Here is an 18,071-nt window from a genome sequence, read left to right on the forward strand (position 1 = left end):
TCAACCTCCCCAGACGGTCAGCGAGACCCACAGTGCCACCACCGCGGCCACCAGGGTGACAGGCACGGCGAGCAGGCCGAGGCGGGTGAACTCACCCAGGTTCACCTCCGCCTCGTGCGCGCGTACGATCCGCCGCCACAGCAGGGTGGCCAGCGATCCCGCGTAGGTGAGGTTGGGGCCGATGTTCACCCCGAGCAGGACGGCGAGCACCGGGCCGGGCCCCGCCGGGGCGGTCAGCGGGAGCAGGACCAGAACGGCGGGCAGGTTGTTGATGAGGTTGGCCAGCACGGCGGCCAGCACGGCGAGCGCCAGCAAGGCGGGCAGGGCGGTGCCGCCCGGGACCAGATGCCCGAGCCCGGCCGCGAGACCGTTGTCGACCACCGCGCGCACCACGATGCCCAGCGCCAGGACGAAGGCGAGGAACGGCAGGGCCGCCGCGCGCACGATACGGGTGGGGGTGGTGCGGCGCTGGGCCAGGGCGCGAGCGGCGAGCACGGCCGCGCCCGCCGCTGCCGCCCAGGCGGGGTTGACACCGAAGGCGGAGGTGAGGACGAACCCGGCCAGCGTGCACACCACCGTGGCCGGCGCGAACACCGGCACCTCGGGGGACTCGACGACGGCCGGCGCCTGGGCGCCCGCGTCGAGGTCGGTGGCGAAGAACCGCCGGAAGACGAGGTATTCGGCGCCGATCGCCACCAGCCAGGGCAGCGCCATCAGCGCGGCGAAGCGGGTGAAGCTCAGTCCACTGGCGGCGAAGGCCAGCAGGTTGGTCAGATTCGAGACCGGCAGCAGCAGTGAGGCGGTGTTCGACAGATGGGTGCAGGCGTACACATGCGGCCCGGGGCGGGCCCCGATCCGGGCGGCGGTGGCGAAGACGACCGGGGTGAGCAGCACGATCGTGGCGTCGAGACTCAGTACGGCGGTGGTCACCGACGCGATGGCGAAGACGTACACCAGCAACCGGTGCGGGCGTGCCGCCGCGGCGCGGGCCATCCAGGCCCCGCAGGCGGTGAACAGCCCCTCGTCGTCGCAGAGCTGGGCCAGGACGAGTACGGCCGCGAGGAAGCCGATCACCGGCCCCAGCCGGACCGCCTCCTCGCGGGCATGGTCCAGCGAGATCGCCCCGGTGACGATCACCAGCCCGGCGGCCGGAACGGCGACCATTGCCTCCGGCCACCCCCAGGGCCGCATCACCGCACAGGCCAGGACCACCACCAGGAGACCGACCGACAAGGCCTCCGCAACGGACGTGTTCAGAACCTGCTCCTCGTACCCGGCGACAACGGCGACCTCTCATCGAAGCAGACCACCGCCGCATCCACGCGAGCGGCATGCCCGGTCACACAGGAGACCTGGACGTTCTGCGTCGGTAGTACGCGACCGCCGTTGCCGCCAGGAGGGGTGCCCACAGCAGGAGGGGGGCGTAGCAGGCCACGAGGAGTGCTTGCTGGGGCTCGGTCCGGGTGACGCGTTCCATCAGGGCCGGTGCCTGGGTGCAGGTGAACCAGGCGACCGTCGCGCAGAGCGTCGTCGCTCCGAGCAGTGCGGGGATCACCGCCGCGAGTGTCCGCACGCGCCGTCCGCCGATGAACGGGAGCCAGCGGGGGGCGACTTCGCCCCAGGGTCGTACCAACCCGAGGGTGAGCAGGGCGAGGCCTTCGGTCATCAGGGTCAGCGTGACGGCCACCACGACCTCGCGGGCGTTCCGGCCCGACTGCTCGGCCACCGGAAGTCCGGCGACCTGGGCGAGCCGCCACAGGCCGGACGGCAGGGTGGCGAGGGGTACGGCGTGCGCTGCGAGGACGGCCCAACGGGGCGCGTCGAGCAGCGTGTCGGACTTCGTCATGGCTTCCATCGTGATCGGCGCCGAGGTATCCGCACATCAGCGCGCAGGATGACGTACTCCGCCTTGCGGGGGAGGGTGCCCTCCCGCAACGCCACAGTGGAACAAGGTCAGTTGCCGACTGAGAGGTGGCCGATGATGGCTGAACGGCGTAAGCGCGATCTGTTGCACTCCGCGGTCTTCGCCGTCCGTCTCGCCTGGCTCGCCGATCGGCGGGCCCTGGTCCATGTGATCGTGGTGCAGGTCCTCTCGGCGATGGTCATGGCCGGGGCGCTGGTGATGACGCAGCAGGTGTTCGGGGCGGTACTGGCCCGGGGTCCCGCGGCGGCGGGGCGGTCGCCCGTGCTGGTGCCCGCCGTGATCGCCGCGCTGGTGGTGGGCGCCGCGGTCGGCGCCCTGCGGCTGTCCGGGACGGCGCGCATGGCGGTGCTGACCGTGAAGGTGGACCGGCTGGTCGCGGGCATGGTCCTGGAGGCCGCGGTGGCGGCCGAGTTGCCCCGCTTCGAGGAGCCGGACTTCCACGACCGGCTCCAGCGGGCGGTGTTCGCCTCGCGCCGCCAGCCCGCCCTGGCCGTCATCCTCCTCGTCACCGCCTTCCAGGCCGCCCTGACCGTGCTCGCGGTGGGCGGCGCGTTCGTGCTCATGGCCTGGTGGCTGCTCCCCCTCGTGCTGCTCAGCGCCGTCCCCGCGATCAGGGCGGCGGGCAACGAGCGCAGCGCCCACCACGACATGCACCACGGCCTGTCGGAGAACCGGCGGCTGCGCGAGTACCTCGAACGTCTCCTCACCGGCCGAGACGAGGCCAAGGAGATCCGGGCCCTGGACCTCGGAGGGGTCCTGACCGGGCGGTGGCAGGAGCAGTACGCCCACGAAGTCCGCGCCACCGAGGCGCTGATGAAGACACACGCCCGGCACCGGATGGTCGCCCAGGCCACCGGCGGTGTGGTCATCTGTGTACTGGTGGGCAGCCTGTGGTGGCTCGCCACCAGCGACCTGCTGCCCCTGTCCACCGCCGGAGCGGCCGTCGCGGGGGTGTGGCTGCTCTCGGTACGGCTCAACACCTTCGCGGGCATGCTCGGCGGCATCGGCGAGAACCTGCTGCGTCTCACCGACTTGGAGACGTTCATCGCGCCGACCTCCGCCACCGCGCGGGTTCCGCGTCAGAGGCGCGAGTTGACGTACAGTCAACTACCTTGTGAACCAGTCGCCTTGCGTGCAGAACGGCTGACCTTCACCTACCCCGGAGCCGAGGTCCCGGCCGTGCACGAGGTGAGCCTCGACCTCCGACCGGGCCAAGTCGTGGCCCTGGTGGGAGTGAACGGCTCGGGCAAGACGACGCTCGCCCATCTCCTGGCCGGGCTCTACCCGCCCGACGGCGGCCACTTGCTGTGCGACGGGGCTCCGGTGACCGACCTGACCGCCCATCGCGAGCGAACCGCCGTGGTCTTCCAGGACTTCACCCGCTACAAGCTCCCGGCGCTCGACAACATCGCCTTCGGCCGCCCGCACACCACCGACGATCTCGAACGTGTACAGGAAGCGGCCCGGCAGGCAGGGGCGTTGGACTTCCTGAAGGAACTCCCGGACAGCCTGCACACCCCTCTGGGCAAGGAGTTCACCGGCGGCGCCGACCTGTCCGGCGGACAGTGGCAACGCCTGGCCCTGGCTCGCGCGTTCTACCGCGACGCGCCCCTCGTCATCCTCGACGAGCCCACCGCGGCCCTCGACGCCCACGCCGAGGACCAGCTCTTCGCCCATCTGCGGCGCCTGTTCACCGGCCGCACGGTGGTGCTGATCTCCCACCGTCTGCGCAGCGTCCGGCACGCCGACCGCATCTACGTCCTGGAGACGGGCCGCGTCGTCGAGCAGGGCAGCCACGAGACGCTGCTGCGCACGGGCGGCGCCTACGCGACGCTCTTCCGCGCCCAGGCCCGCGCCTACCAGAACACCGGCACCTCCTGACCTGTCAGTCCCCACTCTCACCACCACGGGACCACGGAATCGCACACCCATCTCCGACGCCACACCTGTGAGTTACGTCCCTCTGGACACCGCGAAGAGTGTCCCCTCATGCTGGATTTATGGTCACTTACATGGAAGAGACACGCTCTCTCACACCAGACGCCGAAACAGTCGCCGAAATCGAAGAGATCTTCACCGACACCTTCACGGCCCCGACCGCCTGTCGGGTCCAGGGTGAAGGCTGCACCGGGTCCGTCGGCTGCTGCCCCGGCCTCGTGTGTGTGTCCACCAACGGCTTCAGCGGCTTCTGCCAGCAGCCGTAGCCGATGCTGTTGCCAGGGGTGGTCGTGGCGGAGCTGGGCAGCAGTGCGGTCCTGCTGGACACCAGTAGTCCCACTGCGGCCTATCTCAGCCCGACCGCCCTTGGTTGGCTTCAGGGCCGACCACCCGTCGCCGAGCACCGCGACCAGCACGCCCACTGCTTCACCCAGTGGCGCTCCGCCGGTCTCGTCGCACCGGACGACACGCCCGACTCCCCTTCCGATCATGACGACTTGGAGGTCCGGGCAGCCGAGTGCGCCACGCTCGTACGGCACCCGGTGCTCGTGGTGGCGATGTCCGACGCCTGCGGCTTCTGCACGCAGCTCACCGCGGACCTCGCGGCCAACTCCCCTTGTCTGACCGGGCTGGACGCCTCCGTGCTCCTCGTGGACGCCGACGGCACCCGTCGGCTCGGCCGCCCCCTGGCCGAACCGACCCACCAGAGCCTGACCCGACTCGGCCGGGAAGCCGCGCCCCGGGGCACTCCCACGGCCGTACTCCTGACCCCCGACCGACCGGCCGCCATCCTCACGGGCTTCGCCGAGGTCAGCCACGCCCTGATCACGCTCAGCGGCGCCGACCCCCGGGCCACCACCGTGGAAGCGCCCACGAGTTGCTCGGTGAAGATCGCCGCCCAGCCCGTCGACGCGCTCGTCACCACTCGCGTCAGCGGCACCCATGACAACCGTGACACTCATGACAACCGTGGCACCCATGGCACCCGTCTGGGCATCGCGGTACGCGGCCAGGAGGCTCGCCGGATCGTCGAGGACGTCACCGGAGGCGTCCGTGAGGACGGCTATACGCCCGTCACCCTCACCGTCGAACGCCCCGACACGTTCTACCTCCTCTTCCGTGGCGGCGAACTCCTCACCCGGGCTCGCACCGCCGCCGATCTGTGCCAGGCTCTCGACGCCGTCCTCGCCGGATACGCCCACTACGGGTCCGTGGAGCCGGGCGAGATCCCCCTGCTGTGCGGGGCCGCCGTACGCGACGACGAGCACGCCGTGCTCTTCCCCCGTACCTGGGTGTCCGACCTCGTCAAGCGCTCCCGGCAGTTGGAACGGGCCGGCTGGCGGCTGCGCCCCGAGCCGTACACCGTGCTGCGGCCCGCCTCCGACACCCCCACCCTCCACCTGCCCGACCCGGACCACTCCGGACAACCGGGCCTGGCCGTCACCGCCGTACTGACCCAGACACCCGAGTCCGGCGGCGCGCCCACGCGACCCCGGCTCCTCGCGTCCCTGGTCAACTGGATCGCCCGCCCCGCCGCCACCGACGCCGTCCACACCCTGGCGGCCTCCCTGCACCACCTGCCCGTACACACCGGCACCTGGGAGGAAGCCCTCGCCCATCTGACCCGGGCCACCGACGCCAACGGCGCCACCGCGGGCAAGTGAGGGAAGTGAGGGAAGTGAGGCGGAAGAGCCGGATACGTCTCCGGTCGGCCATTACCTCTCTGGTCATCGACTCCGCCCGCGCCCCAATGCCACGATCACCGGCGTAGGGACTTCGGCCGACCAGGCCAATCAGAAGGCACGAAGGACAGAGAAGGACGGAGAAGGAGACCATGCCCGCCTACGTCATAGCCCACCTCCAGGAAGCCGCCCCGCACCCGGAGATCGCCGAGTACATGGAGCGCATCACCGGCACCTTCGAGCCGTACGGCGGCCGGTTCCTCGTGCACGCCACACAGCACGAGGTGAAGGAGGGAAGCTGGCCCGGCCATCTCGTCATGATCGGCTTCCCGGGGATCGCGGAGGCGCGGGCCTGGTGGGACTCCCCCGCGTATCAGGAGATCGCGCCGCTGCGCTCGCGGCACATCGACGGCGACATCATCATGATCGAAGGCGTCCCCGAGGGCTACGACCCGACGGGCACAGCGCGGGCTCTGCGCGAGAGCGTGCCCGCCGAGCAGTCCACCGCGCAGCCGTCTCCCCGTCAGGCGTTGTCCGGCTGACCCTGTCTCCGGGCCGCCATGACCGCGTAGACGAGGACGCCTACGAACAGGAACAGCACGCCCTGGTAGACCGCCGCGTACCCGGCGCCCGCGACGAGCCAGATCGAGAAGCCGGCCGCGACCGCCGTGACCGTGGCGTCCCGCGCCAGCCGTGCCCGGTCGACCTGCTCGCGCCGCCCCGAGACGAGGTGGAAGATCTGTGCGGCCGTGGCCAGCAGATACGGCACCGTCGCCGTGAACGTGGTGACCAGGACCAGCATCTCGAAGACCTTGGCCGAGCCCGATGTGTAGTTGTAGACGGTGAGCAGCGAGGCGAGGACGACGGTGACGGCCACGCCGACGGTCGGAACGCCGCGCCTGCGGCGTGCGAAGGCCTTGGGGAAGAGGCCGTCCTGGGCCGCGGCGTACGGGGTCTGGGCGCTCAGCAGCGTCCAGCCGTTCAGGCAGCCGACCATCGACACGAGCGCGGCGAGCGCGACGGCCCAGCCGCCCCAGGTGCCGCCGAACATGGCGTTCACGGCGTCCGAGAAGGGCGCGGTGGACGTCACGAGTCGGTCGTGCGCGACCGAGCCGAAGACGGACAGCGTGCCCAGCAGATAGACGAGCGCCGCGCCCGCGGTGCCGATGACCGTGGCGCGCCCCACGTTGCGCCGGGGGTTCTTCACCTCGCCCGCGCTGACGGAGGCGGACTCGACCCCGAGGTAGGAGAAGAGCAGCAGCGCGGCGGAGGCGGAGATCGCGCCGATGGTGCTGCCTCCGCTCGCCCGGAAGGGCCCGAGGTTGTCCGGGTCGAAGAAGAACAGCCCGCCGATCGCGACGAGCAGAAGCGGTACGAACTTCAGGACGGTGGAGACGAGTTGCACGGCGCCCACGTAGCGGGTGCCCGCGAAGTTGGCGAGGGCCGGGAGCCATTGCAGGGTGAGGGCCGCGAGGCAGGCGGTCCAGCGGTGGTGGTTCACCGGGATCAGCACGTCGAGGTAGCCGACGGCCGCGACGGCGAGCGCCGCGTTGGAGACCCAGGTGGTGATCCAGTACGCCCACGCGGCGAGGAAGCCCGCGAAGTCACCGAAGGCGCCGCGGGCGTAGACGTAGGGTCCGCCGGTGCGCGGGTCGCGCTGGGCGAGCCGCCCGAAGACCAGGGCGAGGGCGATGGCGCCGACGGTCAGCAGACCGAAGGAGAGCAGGCTCACCGTGCCGTACGGGGCGACGGAGGCCGGGAGCAGGAAGATGCCGCCGCCGATGATGTTGCCCATGACCAGCGCGGTGGCGACGGGCAGGCCGAAGCGGCGGGCGTGTCTGCCGGAGTCGTTGCCGGTGTCGTTGCTGGGGTCCTCGGTGGAGGCCTCGGGGTTCTCCTGCGGGGCCGGAGCCGACGGCCGGGCGGTTCCGGTGACGTGCATGGGGTGGTGCGCCTCTCTGCCTGCTGGTGTCCCGGACCACCGGGACGGGGTCCATGGTCCGGCATGGCCCGATCCCTCTCCAAATCTTCCGATTTCGTCCTGTGCGAACCGGCCGGATACCGCAAAGATTGCGCCGCGACGGGCTCTGGGCCGGGAATCGTCCCGTACGGCCGGGTTCGGGTCCACATACCGGGAGGAGGTTCGAAGGAAGCGAGGAAGCGGTGAAGGCCGTCCCAGGCGGCACAACCGTTCCACGACCCGACGCGTCGCACACAGGGAGAGCGCAGTTCCCTGTCCGTACGCCTCCCGATACTCCGTCCGATACGCCGTCCCGTTGCCGCCGCCTCACGCACGGTGAAGCGGGGGTGACCCGAAGACACCTGGATGCCGATGACCGCCGACCGTATACACGCCGTACACGCATTGTCCGCCCGCAGCGCAGCCGCCGGAACCCTCGGCGCTCTTGCCCTGCTCGCCCTCTGCACCGCTCCCGCCGTCGCCGACGGCTCCGACTCCGGACTCGCCCTGGGCCCGATCGCGGCGATCGACGGGGTCAAGCCGGGCAGTGGCCTCGAACTGCCGGTCACCTTCATGAACAAGGGCAGCGCGCCGCTCGACCGGGTGTGGCTGACGTACTCGGTCACCCGTGGGCTCAGCCACACGGAGCTGCCGTCCAACTGCCTGCGCTACGAGATCCCCGCCTTCGACGAGGCCCCGAGCCGTTCGCTCGCCTCCTGCGCGTTCACCCAGTCCGTGAAGCCCGGCACGGTCTACACGCCCGGCAAGCAGCTCACCCTCAAGGCGCTCGACCGGGCCCTCTACGACGACGTACGGGTGACCGTCTCCAAGGACGATGAGGTCCCCGAAGGCGCCTCCGATCCGGTGCGGGGTACCGCGCCCGCCGTGGAGCTGGTCGAGCGGCCCGCCGACTCGCCGCCTGCCGACGCGTACGACGAGGACGCTCTCAACGTGTCCGTCACGGCGACGAACACGGCCGACTTCGGGGTGACGGGCAGCCGCCTGAAGGGCAAGGTGGGCGACAAGGTCGACCTGCGCGTCTCCTACCGCAACGACGGCCCGGCGTGGGTCCTGCGGCCCCTGGGAACGTCGGTGACCCATGTCCTCATCACGCTTCCCGAGGGCACGACCGCCACGAAGGTGGACGGCTTCTGCGACCCCGCCGGACCCGGTAGCTACGAGTGCGGCACCAGCCAGTCCTTCGTGAACGAGGGCGCGGGCGACACGTACACCTTCCAGCTCAGGGTCGACAAGGCCGTCACGGACGCCAAGGGCTCGGTCCGGCTCGGGGGCGACGCCCGGCCGTTCGACACCAACCAGGCCAACGACAAGGCGGACATCGTCCTGAGCGCGACAGGCGGCTCCGCGTCCCCGACACCGGGCGCCCCCAAGCCCTCCTCCTCCCCCACCCCATCCGACTCGCCCTCTCCCACGGACACCGCGACGGCCCCAACTCCGCCTGCGGGCACCGGCAATGACAACGGACCACTCGGCGGCAGCCTGGCCTCCACCGGGTCCTCGTCGACCCTCCCGCTCGCCGGGACGGCGATCGTGGCGGTGGCGGTGGGCACGGGCGCGGTCGTACTCGTACGCCGCCGGAAGACGAACCGGTCCTGACGGCACGAGCGTCCACGACGCTGCGTGCGTGGGACATGTGCGCACCGTACGCAGGAATACGCTCGGTGCTCAGGCGAAGAAGGTGCGGAACGCCCCTGCGATGCCGACCTTCATGTCTCCGCCTCCAGCGGTTCCAACTGTTCGGCGGGCCAAGGCGGTTGCATCTCCAGGGGTACGACCGCCTCGCTGGTGTGCACCAGGAAGGTCAGCGTCTCCTGGAAGTACAGCCGGATGCTGTGCTCGTCGTGCGACAGGTATCCGATGGACACGTCCTGGCCGAGGTGCAGTGCGAAGTCGCCGCCCCGCCGCGACAGCAGGAAGGCGCCGTCGATGGCGGGTGCCCAGACGATGTCGCCGTCGAGTACTCGGGCGATGTGGTTGATGATCGGGTAGCCGTAGTCGGACGTCTCACTGACGGCGGTGTACGCCTCGGCGCTCAACGCCAGGGCGTACGGGCCGCCGACACCGGCGAGCCGCAGCACGGTCAGGGCCTTGCTGACGGCGTCCGGGTAGGCGCTCACCTCGGTCGGCAGGGTCAGCGCCGGGTTGGACGAACCTTCCCGCAGACCGACGATGTGCGCTGCGGCGTACCCCTCGAATACCGCGCGGTCCTCGGCGATGGCGATCTTCCGGGCGGCGTCCTTGACCGGCTGCCAGTCCGCGTCCTTCGCGCCGCGAGCGACATCGTCCACCTGCTGCCGGTCGACGGTGAACGGCACCCGCAGCTCGACCAGGGGCTGGAACCGGCGCAGCCGGGCCTCTACCCCGTCGGCCGGTGCCTCGACACCCTGAAGGTGCCCGCTGCCCACCCCTGCCGGATCGAGTCCGCCCGTCGCGGGCATGTCCACGATCCGGCGGGCCGCGACGTGCCGGGTGAACGTACGCCGTGCCTCGTCCTCCAGATCGGCCCAGGCTGCGGCGGAGACGGGTGCAAGTTCCCGGTGCAGGTTGTCCATCGCGGGGCTCGCCTTCTCTCGCCTTCTGTCACTTCCTCAGGTCGCCGATGCCCAGGGAGCCGTCCGAGGCTGCGAGCCGGGCCGGTGCCGTCCTGTCCTCCTCGCTCTCCTCGCTCTCCTCGCTCTTCTCCCTCTCGCCGCTCTCGCCGCTCGCCTCGTCGGGGAGGTTGTCGAGGAAGTCGCTGGTGGGCGCGTAGAACAGCGAGCCCGTCACGGGGGTGGAGAAGTCCAGGATCCGGTCGTGGGAGGCGGGCGGCGCACCCAGGAACATGCGCTCCAGCATGCGTTCCGTCACGGCCGGGGTACGGGCGTAGCCGATGAAGTAGGTGCCGAACTCGCCCTGCCCGATGGTACCGAAGGGCATGTTGTCGCGCAGGATCTCGTGCTTGGTCCCGTCCGGGTCCTCGATCGTGGTCAGTGCCACGTGGGAGTCGGGCGGCTTGACGTCGTCGTCGAGTTCGACGTCGGACAGCTTCCTGCGTCCGATCGCCCTCTCCTGCGCCTCGACGGGAAGGGCGTTCCACGCCTGAAGATCGTGCAGGTACTTCTGCACGATCACATAGCTGCCTCCGCTGAACTCGGCGTCCTCGTCACCGATCAGGACCGCCGCGTTCGCCGCGGGCCCCGTCGGGTTCTCGGTGCCGTCCACGAATCCGAGCAGGTCACGCATGTCGAAGTAGGTGAACCCGTGCACCTCGTCGCGGACGGTGACAGCGCCTCGGAGCCGGTCCATGATCTCGCTGCCCAGGGCGAAGCAGAGGTCGGGGCGCGCCGCGCGGATGTGGAAGAGCAGATCGCCGGGTGTCGAGACCGCCCGGTGCCGGTCTCCGGCCAGCTCACGGAAGGGATGCAGTTCCGCGGGGCGGGGCCCAGCGAAGAGCCGGTCCCAGACCTCCGAGCCGATGCCGACGACCGCGCTCAGCCTCCCCTCGGACATCGCGCGGAAGGCCACGGCCCGCTGGAGCCCGTTGAGGTCCGCCAGGAGCTGCCGTACGACCGGTTCGCCACCCTGGTCGACGGTCACGACGAGGAAGATCGCGGCGTGCGTGAGCGGGGACAGCACCGGCTGGGGTATCGGCTCCTGGGCGTGGGCGCACATGCGAGGGCCCCTTCCAGCCGTGGCGGACGGGCACGGTACGACGAGGAGTACGGCGTACTGGGAGGGGGAAGTGCGGCGTACTGCGAGGGGGAGGTACGGCGTACTACCAGAACGCCCCGCGGGGCGTCCTCTGGTTCACCGTATGCCGCGGACCCGGCACTCGCCACCGCTTGGCGGCCCGTCGACGGGACAGCCACAGCTACCGACGATCGGCCGCACACCCGGGAGTGGCGCGCACCCGGCACCTACGTGTCCGCGAGCACCGCGTCGATCATCTTGCGCAGACGCTCCTCGGACAGTCCCTGCAACGAGCGGGCCGCGATCTTCCCGTCCTGGTCGAGCACGATCGTGGAGGGGAGTGTCTGCGGGTTCAGTGTCCCCTTGGGGAATCCGGCGAGGACGAGCTTCCCCGTGGGGTCGTACAGACTCGGGTAGTCCACGTGGAAGTCCTTCTCGAAGGCGACGGCCTGGGTGCGGCTCGCCTCGCGTGTGTTGATGCCGACGAACTCCACGCCCTTGCCCTTGACCGCCTTGGCGACCTTCACGAAATTCGGGATCTCGGCACGGCAGGGGACGCACCACGAGCCCCATACGTTCATCACGACGACCTTGCCCCGGAGATCGGCGACGTCGAGCCGCTTCCCGTCGAGGGTTTCGCCCTTCATGGCACCGGCTGGTTGCCGATCGGCCTTGCGGACGGTGGAGATGCCGTCGGCGTCGGTCACGTAGTGCGCCCGGTCGCCCCCGGCCCCACTGTTGTCGCAGCCGGTCAGGGACAGGGCAGCCGCGGTGACCAGGGCTGCCGCCAGGGGGAGGTGAAGGGCTCGGCCGAGATGCATGCGCGCAGTCTCGCACGGCCCTCGCCGCGCCCCTTCACCGCCTTCGGATCATGGAACAGCTCAGATCAAGCCATCTCGGCCGCCGCTCAACCACGGGACATCGGCGCGCAGTTCGCGAATCCTTTCTGCCGACTCCTGACCAGGTCAGAGGCCTTCTTGCACCGCTCGGCCCCTCGCCGTGACGCCCGCTCGGGCTGTCCGGATCACGCTCCCCTCCCCCGCCGATTGTCAGTGGTGTGCAGGAGGGTCGTTCCCAACCGCTTCCCTCACCGAGGAGACTCCATGAAGACCGTGCTCGCCCTCACCGCCCTTCGGCCCGCGCTCGAGAACCCTCCTGCTCGGCTCGCCGCTCCGGTCGCGTTCCGGCGCGTGGTCGACGCTCGCCGCGCCCTGTTCGCCTCCGCGTCACGACCGTCATCGAGGTGGGGGGCATGACCGACTCGACCCTGCCCGCACCGGCCCTGCTCGACTGGGTTCGCAAGGAACTCCGTACGCCGGTCTCCGTCACAGCGCACCCCTCACCCACCCGCGAGGACTCCCGCGTCTGGGCTCTTCGCCGCCCCGACGGCGTCCGGTTCTGCCTGAAGGTCTCTTCCCGGCCGCTGAGTTACGAGCGGGAGACCTTCGCGCTGCGCCACGCGGTCCCGGCGCTCGGATCCGGCCACGCACCGCAGTTGCGCGCTTCGAGCGCCGAGCATCTGGCCCTGCTGCTGACCGCCGTCCCGGGCCGCCCGCTCGGACGGCTGAAGCTGACCCCCGCGGAGGAAGTCCGCGCCCACTGGCAAGGCGGCGCTCTGCTGGCCCGGTTGCACGCGGCCGGTGATCTGTCCGGCCCCCGCCGCGCCGAGGCCGCGCGGTCGCTGCGGGCCGCGGCGGACGAAGCCGAGGAGTATCTGCAACAGGCCGCCGGACGGCTGACACCGGCCGAGCGGAGGCTCGTTCGCGAGCTCACCGAGCGGCTGCGCTGCCTTCCACCGCTGCCGCTCGCGTTCGTCCACGGCGCTGCCCGGCCTCGGAACCTCCTGTGGTCCCCGGCTTCGGCGCAGGCCTGCTGGATCGGCTTCGAACGGGCCCGATTCGCCACCGTGGTACACGACTTCGTCCCGATGAGCTGCGGGATCTGGGCGGAACGGCCCGAGTTGGCGGCGGCGTGCTTCCGGGGCTACGGCCGCGAATTGGTACCCGAGGAGCACTACGCACTGAGAGGCCTTGCGGCCCTCGACGCGGTGCGCTGCCTGGTCCGGGGCCCCGCGCACCATGACGCCGCGACGACCGCGCGAGGAAGACGCACGCTGGACCAGCTCACGGCAGGGGCGTTCGGGGAACTCCACGCCCTCGCTCGGAGTCGCTGACCGACGCATCCACGAGGCTGTACCATGCCGGGGCGCGGCCCCGTGGCCCCCGGCTCGACGGCACCGGGAGAGGAGATGCCCCGGCGCGGCCCCGCTCGTTCGGGGAGCAGTACGAGCAGCGCGCCGAGGAACAGACCCAGTGCGGGCAGCGTCGGGAAGCGACCGTCATGGGCCAAGCCCTGTACGGCGAATCAGGTCAGCGCGGCGGCTGTTGCGGCCAGGCCCAGCCACAGCCGCCAGGGACGGCGCGGGTCGGCGTGCGGGCGAGCCCACTCGTACAGCAGCGAGAGCACGTGCTCCAGCGGTCCGAGCGCAACCACCACACCGGTCATGACGATGCCGAGCACCACCAACCACGGCACACGCAGGGTCCACCAGGCCGAGGAGGCGAACGCGGGCTCGGGGGCGAGTCCGGTCAGATAGAACGCGGCGGCGACGAGCAGCATGTGCCACAGGTACAGGGTCATGCTGGCGCCACCCACCGGCCGCACCACCCGCCCTACGCGTTCGCGGTCCGTCAACCGCCGTGCCCACGGGGCGACCAGAAGGCACAGTCCCACCTGGGCCACGGTCCAGGCCAGCATCGCCGCCGACGGCGGATTGGTGTGCGGCCCGGCGCGCGGCAGGTGCGGCGGAGAGCCCGTGTCGCAATCAAGCTGTGCCCTGTACGACACCGGGTGTGGTCGCGCGTTGACCTTACGAGGGTCGGCTGGTGGTGTCCGGGGACAGGGCCGGACTGAGGTCGGCCTGGCGCAGTTCGGCCAGCAACTCGCTCTGCCCTGCGAGCAGTTCGGTCAGGATGCGGCGGGCCGCGCGCAGGAGTTCGGCGACGTCGCCGCCGGCGAGCGCGTAGCTGACGGTCGCGCCCTCCCGTATGGACACCACGATTCCCGAGCGGCGCAGGACGGCCAACTGCTGCGAGAGGCTGGACGGTTCGATCCCGATCTCGGCGAGCAGGTCACGTACGGGGACGGGACCGCGCTGCAACAGTTCCAGGACCCGGATACGGACCGGGTGTCCGAGCATGCGGAAGAACTCGGCCTTGGCCTGGTAGAGGGGGACCTGCATGGTGAGTGGCTCGCTCCCTGCCGCGTGACGGGTGGTGTGCTGGGCGCGGCGGCCCGGTGTGTGCCGCCGCGGGCTGTCCTGCGGACCGATCCTCGCGGCTCCGGCCCCGCACACCCGTGAGATTGCTCTGATCTGGATGTGTCCAGATGAAGAAGTCTTCAACTCGTGGGTGTGCGGAGGCAGTGACGGAAGGGCTGCTCAGACCTCGAGGTCGGCCTCGATGCGCTTGAGCTGGTGGCGGGCCATGGCGAGGTTGGACCGTTCCCTGTCGAGCACGAGGTAGAGGAACAGCCCGTTGCCGCCTCGGCCCGTGAGCGGGCGGATGAGGTGGTACTGGCTGCCGAGCGTGATGAGTATGTCCTCGATCTCGCCCTTGAGGCCGAGGTGTTCCATGGTGCGGGTCTTGGCGCGGATCACGTCCGTGTTGCCCGCCGCGGCGACGGTCAGGTCGAGGTCCTTGCCGCCGCCCAGGGTGCCCAGCGCCATACCGCTGGTGTAGTCCACGAGGGCCGCTCCCAGGGAGCCCTCGATCGAGGTCATCATCTCCTTGAGGGAGATCTCCACATTGGCCATACCGGTGTCTCCTCCTGGTCACTCCTGACCCGGGCGTCTCCCGCCGGGCTGGTGCCCTGGACCTTACGGACTGTGCGCAACCGGTAACCGGCTTGCTTCGGGATTGATCGAGAGAGCCCCGAAGCGACGACAGATGTGCGTTCTCTGATCGCTTACGTACGAAGAGTGATCGCATCGCCCAGCGAGGTTCAGGGTTCCGGGTTCGGCATTCGACGCCCGTGAACGTGACGGCGGCCACACCATCACCCATGACCCTCACCACATTCGCGCGCGAATCCGGCCCGCAGTGACACCGATCACCGCGTCACCTGGGGTGTTTTGTCTACGTTCGTAGGCGCATGCCCCCTTCCCCCAAGAACTGTTGAGGCCTGCCTCCATGCCGTACCGTCTCTTCTCCCTGTCACGTCCGCACTCGATGGGCGGGCACCGGGGCAGGCGCGCCGTCGCCTGCGCCGGTGTGATCCTCGCGTCCGTGACGACGTTCCTCTCGCTCGACGCGATCACCGCGGAACCCGCCCGCGCGGCCACGTCGTCGTCGCACACCGACACCCACGAGGGAGCCGCCGGACCGATGGAGAAGAAGCCCGAGGCGCGCGTGACGGCGGCGGTGCTCAGTCTGGACGGCGCACATCCCGAGCCCACGGTCTACGGGGCCGACACCCCGTACGACACCGCGAGCATCATCAAGGTCGACATCCTCGCGGCGGTGCTGCTCCAGGCCCAGGACGAGGGGCGGTCCCTGACTCCTCAGGAAGAGGAGTACGCGAAGGCCATGATCGAGCACAGCGACAACGACTCGACGAGCGCCCTGTGGCGGCAGATCGGGCTGGCGCCGGGCCTCGAGGCGGCCAACAAGCGGCTGGGCCTGACCGCGACGAAGGGCGGCCCCGGTCCTCTGTGGGGGCTCACCCAGACGACGGCGAGTGACCAAATACGGCTGCTGCGCGTGCTGTTCGACACCGGCCCGGCCACGCACACGAAGGCCACGGACGCCACAGACGCTTCGGTCGCCAAGGACGCCAAGGATGCCGAGGACTCCACAACTCTGAACGAGGCCTCCCGCGCCTACATCCGGACGCTCATGGCCCATGTCGCCGACGACCAGGCGTGGGGTGTCTCGGCGGCCGGGCCCGGAGCCGAATGGGCGCTGAAGAACGGCTGGTTGCAGCGCAGCACGACCGGGCTGTGGGACATCAACAGCGTCGGGCAGGTCACCGTCGAAGGACACCGCTACCTCGTCGCCGTTCTCTCCGACGGCAACACGTCGATGAAGGACGGCATCTCGGTGGTGGAGCACGCGGCCCGGACGGCCGTGTCCTCGGCCTCCGCCCGGTGATTCGGCCGGGTCCACGTCCGGTGATTCGGCCGGGTCCACTCCCACTGGCTGCCCACTGACCCGGCCGTGTCCACCGGTCGAGTGACGGCAGGGAGACCGCCGGTCGGGTGACACCCCTTCGGGTGACATCGGCCCGTAGGGCCGCCCACCACCGCGCTGCCCGGCCCCGTACCCCTCCCCCGTCCGGTGCGGGGCGCCGCCCGGCAGCACAGCCCTCGGCCTCGCTCAACACGGATCGACACAGCGTGACGGAGCTGACCCCCGCTGTGAACGGGCCGTGCTAAGGCAGAGGTATGAGACAGTCCCGAATCGCGGCCGGTGTGACCTCCCTCCTTCTCACCGCCGCCTGCGCCCTCACCGGCGCCACGTCCGCACAGGCACTCCCGCACACAGCGGCGGCCCGGGGCTATGTGGCCCTCGGCGACTCCTACTCCGCCGGTGTCGGAGCCGGTCGCTACCTCGGCTCCAGCGGCGACTGCCTGCGCAGCAGCCAGGCCTATCCCGCCCTGTGGGCCGCCGCCCACGCGCGCTCGTCGTTCAGCTTCACCGCCTGCAACGGCGCCCACACGACCGATGTCCTCGGCCGCCAGCTCGGCCCGCTCAACAGAAGTACGGGCCTGGTGAGCGTCACCGCGGGCGGCAGTGACTCGGGCTTCTCCAGTGTCATGAAGAACTGTGTGCTGCGGGGCACCAGCGCGTGTCTGACCTCCGTCGCCGGGGCGCGCAGGTACATGGACAAGACGCTGCCGCGCGACCTGGACCGTCTCTACACCGGCATCAGGCGGAAGGCGCCCGTCGCCCATGTCGTGGTCATGGGCTATCCGCATCTGTACCAGCTCAACGGCAGGTGCGCGGCGGGTCTCGCGGAGACCTCCCGGTCGGCCGTGAACAACGCCGTCGACCATCTCAACACCGTGATCGCGAAGCGCGCCGCCGACCACGGATTCACCTTCACCGATGTCCGGGCCGCCTTCCGCGGACACGAGATCTGCTCCACGAGCCCCTGGATGCGCAGCATCAACCTGCTGGCTCCCGTCGAGTCCTACCACCCCACGGCCCTCGGCCACTCCCGCGGCTACCTGCCCCTCTTCAACCGCACGACCTGACGTACCACGGCGGCCGGGCGCCCGGTTGTGTGCGCGGCTCACGCCTCGCGATCGAACGCGCGCCGCGAACACGGCGCCGCGCACTCGTTCCGATCGGCGATTGAGCCGGGGCACGGGATTCGAGAGCGTGGAGCGCGTCGGATCACGGGGCGGGGACGCACCACGCATCACTCCGCTCCCGCATCACGTGTCACGCATCAGGCCCCGGTTCGCCGGGGCCGGAACACCAACGGGAGAATCAGATGTTCGGCATGAAGACGAAGCGCGCCCTCGCTCTGAGCGGGGCGAGCGCCGCCCTGGTCGGCGCGGGAATGCTCGCCGCCACGCCCGCCCTGGCCTCCACCATGGTGGTGGCCTGGAAGCACGCCAATGTGCACGCGGGTCCCGCCGTCGGTGAACGCAACGTCAGCTTCGTCAATCCCAACCAGAGCTACACGGGGCTGTGTTGGCTCGAAGGCGACCTGGTCACCGACGGTGGCATCAGCAACCGCAACTGGGTCCGCCTCCAGCTCAACTCCGGCGGCATCGGCTACGTCAGCGCCATCTACCTGAAGGGCAACGACAAGGGGAACGTGCCCAACCACTGCTGATACAGCGGCTGGTGGTGGCGTCCGCCCGAAC

At 70.4% G+C, this 18,071-nt stretch carries 18 protein-coding genes; 9 read left to right on the top strand and 9 right to left on the bottom strand.

The features are described 5' to 3' along the window. On the bottom strand, nucleotides 1-1,257 hold the full coding sequence (locus tag NGF19_RS21730; protein ID WP_252426809.1) for an SLC13 family permease: 1,257 nt from the start codon (nucleotides 1,255-1,257) through the stop codon (nucleotides 1-3). Between the two features lie 82 nt (nucleotides 1,258-1,339). Then, a complete protein-coding gene (locus tag NGF19_RS21735; RefSeq protein ID WP_252426747.1) occupies nucleotides 1,340-1,846 on the bottom strand; it encodes a hypothetical protein in 507 nt (168 codons plus the stop codon). Nucleotides 1,847-1,981: 135 nt separating this feature from the next. Here NGF19_RS21735 and NGF19_RS21740 point away from each other — a divergent pair, with 135 nt between their 5' ends. From NGF19_RS21740 to NGF19_RS21755, 4 genes are all read left to right on the top strand, one after another. Further along, nucleotides 1,982-3,805, top strand: coding sequence for an ABC transporter ATP-binding protein (locus tag NGF19_RS21740; RefSeq protein ID WP_252426748.1), 1,824 nt, complete (start codon nucleotides 1,982-1,984; stop codon nucleotides 3,803-3,805). A 131-nt stretch (nucleotides 3,806-3,936) separates the two neighbouring features. Continuing rightward, the gene (locus tag NGF19_RS21745; RefSeq protein ID WP_252426749.1) at nucleotides 3,937-4,128 is read left to right on the top strand and encodes a hypothetical protein; all 192 of its coding nucleotides are present in this window, start codon (nucleotides 3,937-3,939) and stop codon (nucleotides 4,126-4,128) included. A gap of 3 nt (nucleotides 4,129-4,131) precedes the next feature. Beyond that, nucleotides 4,132-5,526 (top strand): thioredoxin domain-containing protein, encoded by a 1,395-nt coding sequence (locus tag NGF19_RS21750; RefSeq protein ID WP_252426750.1) that lies wholly within the window; start codon nucleotides 4,132-4,134, stop codon nucleotides 5,524-5,526. 170 nt (nucleotides 5,527-5,696) lie between these two features. Continuing rightward, nucleotides 5,697-6,086 carry a DUF1330 domain-containing protein gene (locus tag NGF19_RS21755; protein ID WP_252426751.1) on the top strand — a complete coding sequence of 130 codons (390 nt, stop codon included), beginning with the start codon at nucleotides 5,697-5,699 and terminating at the stop codon, nucleotides 6,084-6,086. On the opposite strand, the gene NGF19_RS21760 is transcribed toward NGF19_RS21755, so the two are convergent. Next, nucleotides 6,068-7,486: an amino acid permease gene (locus tag NGF19_RS21760; protein WP_252426752.1), complete on the bottom strand. Its 1,419-nt coding sequence runs from the start codon at nucleotides 7,484-7,486 to the stop codon at nucleotides 6,068-6,070. The two genes, NGF19_RS21755 and NGF19_RS21760, sit on opposite strands and share 19 nt — an antisense overlap. A 423-nt stretch (nucleotides 7,487-7,909) precedes the next feature. Here NGF19_RS21760 and NGF19_RS21765 point away from each other — a divergent pair, with 423 nt between their 5' ends. After that, entirely contained in the window at nucleotides 7,910-9,121 is a 1,212-nt protein-coding gene (locus NGF19_RS21765; protein ID WP_252426753.1) for a hypothetical protein, read from the top strand. A gap of 110 nt (nucleotides 9,122-9,231) precedes the next feature. On the opposite strand, the gene NGF19_RS21770 is transcribed toward NGF19_RS21765, so the two are convergent. From NGF19_RS21770 to NGF19_RS21780, 3 genes are all read right to left on the bottom strand, one after another. Then, complete coding sequence (locus NGF19_RS21770) at nucleotides 9,232-10,077, bottom strand: family 1 encapsulin nanocompartment shell protein (RefSeq protein ID WP_252426754.1); 846 nt, start codon at nucleotides 10,075-10,077, stop codon at nucleotides 9,232-9,234. Between the two features lie 28 nt (nucleotides 10,078-10,105). Further along, nucleotides 10,106-11,176 carry a Dyp-type peroxidase gene (locus NGF19_RS21775; protein ID WP_252426755.1) on the bottom strand — a complete coding sequence of 357 codons (1,071 nt, stop codon included), beginning with the start codon at nucleotides 11,174-11,176 and terminating at the stop codon, nucleotides 10,106-10,108. A gap of 245 nt (nucleotides 11,177-11,421) precedes the next feature. Beyond that, the gene (locus NGF19_RS21780) at nucleotides 11,422-12,015 is read right to left on the bottom strand and encodes a TlpA family protein disulfide reductase (RefSeq protein WP_252426756.1); all 594 of its coding nucleotides are present in this window, start codon (nucleotides 12,013-12,015) and stop codon (nucleotides 11,422-11,424) included. A gap of 431 nt (nucleotides 12,016-12,446) precedes the next feature. On the opposite strand from NGF19_RS21780, the gene NGF19_RS21785 reads away from it, so the two are divergent. Beyond that, nucleotides 12,447-13,367, top strand: coding sequence for a phosphotransferase (locus NGF19_RS21785; RefSeq protein WP_252426757.1), 921 nt, complete (start codon nucleotides 12,447-12,449; stop codon nucleotides 13,365-13,367). 191 nt (nucleotides 13,368-13,558) lie between these two features. On the opposite strand, the gene NGF19_RS21790 is transcribed toward NGF19_RS21785, so the two are convergent. The 3 genes from NGF19_RS21790 to NGF19_RS21800 all read right to left on the bottom strand — a co-directional run bounded on the left by NGF19_RS21790 (nucleotide 13,559) and on the right by NGF19_RS21800 (nucleotide 15,008). After that, nucleotides 13,559-14,041 carry an acyltransferase family protein gene (locus NGF19_RS21790; RefSeq protein WP_308288509.1) on the bottom strand — a complete coding sequence of 161 codons (483 nt, stop codon included), beginning with the start codon at nucleotides 14,039-14,041 and terminating at the stop codon, nucleotides 13,559-13,561. A gap of 22 nt (nucleotides 14,042-14,063) precedes the next feature. Next, complete coding sequence (locus tag NGF19_RS21795) at nucleotides 14,064-14,435, bottom strand: ArsR/SmtB family transcription factor (RefSeq protein ID WP_252426759.1); 372 nt, start codon at nucleotides 14,433-14,435, stop codon at nucleotides 14,064-14,066. Nucleotides 14,436-14,633: 198 nt separating this feature from the next. Then, a complete protein-coding gene (locus NGF19_RS21800) occupies nucleotides 14,634-15,008 on the bottom strand; it encodes a roadblock/LC7 domain-containing protein (RefSeq protein WP_252426760.1) in 375 nt (124 codons plus the stop codon). A 376-nt stretch (nucleotides 15,009-15,384) separates the two neighbouring features. Between NGF19_RS21800 and NGF19_RS21805 the strand changes: the two genes are divergently transcribed. The 3 genes from NGF19_RS21805 (at nucleotide 15,385) to NGF19_RS21815 (ending at nucleotide 18,040) form a co-directional block, all read left to right on the top strand. Further along, entirely contained in the window at nucleotides 15,385-16,344 is a 960-nt protein-coding gene (locus tag NGF19_RS21805) for a serine hydrolase (protein ID WP_252426761.1), read from the top strand. A gap of 293 nt (nucleotides 16,345-16,637) precedes the next feature. Further along, entirely contained in the window at nucleotides 16,638-17,450 is an 813-nt protein-coding gene (locus NGF19_RS21810) for an SGNH/GDSL hydrolase family protein (protein WP_252426762.1), read from the top strand. A 251-nt stretch (nucleotides 17,451-17,701) separates the two neighbouring features. After that, a complete protein-coding gene (locus NGF19_RS21815; protein ID WP_252426763.1) occupies nucleotides 17,702-18,040 on the top strand; it encodes an SH3 domain-containing protein in 339 nt (112 codons plus the stop codon). Nucleotides 18,041-18,071: the final 31 nt, after the last annotated feature.

Source organism: Streptomyces macrolidinus, from assembly GCF_023887685.1.
In the GTDB taxonomy this organism is placed as follows: Bacteria; Actinomycetota; Actinomycetes; order Streptomycetales; family Streptomycetaceae; genus Streptomyces; species Streptomyces macrolidinus.